The sequence below is a fragment of the Leptolyngbya sp. FACHB-36 genome (assembly GCF_014695955.1).
Lineage (GTDB): Bacteria > Cyanobacteriota > Cyanobacteriia > Leptolyngbyales > Leptolyngbyaceae > FACHB-36.
In genome coordinates this window covers 1-2,088 of sequence record NZ_JACJPG010000552.1, presented here as the reverse complement: position 1 = coordinate 2,088, position 2,088 = coordinate 1, and the positions used below count along the sequence as shown (strand labels likewise).

At 51.6% G+C, this 2,088-nt stretch carries 4 protein-coding genes; 3 read left to right on the top strand and 1 reads right to left on the bottom strand.

The window, feature by feature from the left end:
* From H6F43_RS15820 to H6F43_RS15810, 3 genes are all read left to right on the top strand, one after another.
* On the top strand, positions 1 to 684 hold a 684-nt coding region (locus H6F43_RS15820; protein ID WP_190343687.1), incomplete at its 5' end, for an S-layer family protein.
* A gap of 12 nt (positions 685 to 696) precedes the next feature.
* The gene (locus H6F43_RS15815) at positions 697 to 1,077 is read left to right on the top strand and encodes a DUF6883 domain-containing protein (protein ID WP_190343686.1); all 381 of its coding nucleotides are present in this window, start codon (positions 697 to 699) and stop codon (positions 1,075 to 1,077) included.
* Between the two features lie 12 nt (positions 1,078 to 1,089).
* Entirely contained in the window at positions 1,090 to 1,347 is a 258-nt protein-coding gene (locus tag H6F43_RS15810) for a hypothetical protein (RefSeq protein WP_190343685.1), read from the top strand.
* On the opposite strand, the gene H6F43_RS15805 is transcribed toward H6F43_RS15810, so the two are convergent.
* On the bottom strand, positions 1,327 to 2,088 hold a 762-nt coding region (locus tag H6F43_RS15805; RefSeq protein ID WP_190343684.1), incomplete at its 5' end, for a CHAT domain-containing protein. The genes H6F43_RS15810 and H6F43_RS15805 overlap by 21 nt on opposite strands.

The window sequence follows — 2,088 nt, the reverse complement described above, 5'->3', positions numbered from 1 at the left end:
GGCAACATAACTCTAAATCTGCCAAATCGTTTACTGCTGCGGCGCGGCAGTTCCATCTCTACGACTGCTGGAAAAGCTCAGGGAACTGGCGATGGCGGCAATATCAATCTCGCGGCTGGCTTTGTTGTGGCGGTTCTTGGTGAAAATAGCGACATCACGGCAAATGCGTTTCAGGGAAACGGCGGCAACATTAACATCACGACGCAGGGCATTTTTGGCATTGCGTTTCGCGATCGTCTAACTCTTTTTAGCGACATCACCGCGAGTTCAGAATTTGGCGTCAATGGGATTGTGACCATTAACACGCCTGAGATTGATCCAACGCAGCAAACCCCGCAGCTACCAGCCACCTTTAGCGCTCCTCCGCTCGCTCAGGGCTGTCGGGTTCAAGGCGACCAAACCAGCCGCTTTGTTAACGCAGGGCGCGGCGGCGTGCCGCAGAATCCCAGCGATCCGTTGATTCCCGACATTCTGTGGCAAGACCTTGAGCCGATCGACGGTCCACAGCAGGCGACTGGAACTGCTGCGATCGTCACTTCATCCCAGCGCACCCCTGACTCCATCGTGGAAGCGCAAGGCTGGATCAGCCGCAATGGTGCGGTTATTCTGACTGCTGACGCTTCGACGGCAACGCCCTATGGAGTTGGAGTTGCGACGGGCGATCGTTGCTTACCCCAGCATTAAATAATCCTTGCGATGAGTTGGCAATCTCGTGATCCTTTACCAAATGCTCAAGCTGTAGAAATTGACCTGCGCAAGTTTGAAGACTATTCAATGAATCCAGGCAACCCAGGAAATCAGGGCAAGTGGGTGACGTTTGCAGCGGTTGGATATGATGTACAAAACCCTCAGAATCGAATTGCAGCAGCCCAAGATGTAGTCACTCAACTGCGGCAACAGCTTAGTAAGACTCCAGCAACTCAAGGACAAAGCAATCGTTATGGTCCGAGATTTGAAGTACGAGTAGTCATTCGAGGGGCAAACGGAAGAGAAGGAACTTTAGTGACTATTTGGCAACTCGATCGAGGAACAGAGATTCCAAGACTAATTACAAATTGGCTCGAAGTCCACCAGTAGCAAAAAGAAGTGATGAGCGCAAAAGCCTACGATCAAATTCAGACCTTGGTAGACATTCAAGACGACCTAAACACACAAATAATTCCTAGAGGGACGTTAGGAACGATTGTTGAATGTTATGAGCAGCCAGAGGGTTACGCGGTTGATCTGGCTACTCCACATGAAGATTTAGTTGGCGGTTTTCAGTATGCAAACGTTATTTTGACTCCTGAACAATTCACGATCGTCAAATCGTCCAGCGAAACTTCCTCACAGCCAATTCCCCACTAACACGTACGGTGCCCAATAGCGGGGATGGCGAAAATTTGGGTCGCGCAGCAGAGTAAGCTGTGCCCGTCGCAAGGCTTCCGACTTCGAGACCTGTGCATTCGCTAGCTCACGGTAAAACTCACCCATAAACGCGGCTCCCGATTCATCATCCAGGCTCCACAAAGACGCTAGCGTACTGCGTGCCCCCGCCTGCACTGCCACTCCCGCTAACCCCAGAGCGGCTCGGTTGTCTCCTGCGGCAGTTTCACAGGCGCTTAGAACCAGAAGCTCGATCGCCGCATCCTGACGATTGGCGCGATCGCGCAACAAGCCGCTAAGCTCGTTGACGTTTATGGGTTTGTCCCACGCCAGCACAAACGTCGCATTTGCATTGGAGCTAAACTGACCATGCGTTGCTAAATGAACCACTGGAAACGGCACGGAGTTGATTTGCTTTTGTAGTTCTGAACTCGTAAAGGTCTGGTTCAATAGAACTCGGCTGGGCACCTCGGACTGAATTTCTTTTAGCTCTGAATCGACATTGAATAAGGCGCTAAACCCATGCCGCTCTTCGGTTAATCCAGCAATGAGCGTTTGAAGTCCCTGTCGCTGAAGCGGTTTTGGATCGAGGAGTTGCAGCCCCGGTGCTAGCGCCACTCCGTACCGCTCAATTAAGTACTGCTTGCCGTCGTACAGTGCCGACATTGGAACGTTTCTGAGCGAGCTATCGAGGACAAATACAAGGGTTTTAGCTGACTTCAA

Coding starts and splice junctions, on each gene's coding strand:
- H6F43_RS15815 (WP_190343686.1), top strand. CDS start 697: ATGAGTTGGCAATCTCGTGATCCTTTACCAAATGCTCAAGCTGTAGAA.
- H6F43_RS15810 (WP_190343685.1), top strand. CDS start 1,090: ATGAGCGCAAAAGCCTACGATCAAATTCAGACCTTGGTAGACATTCAA.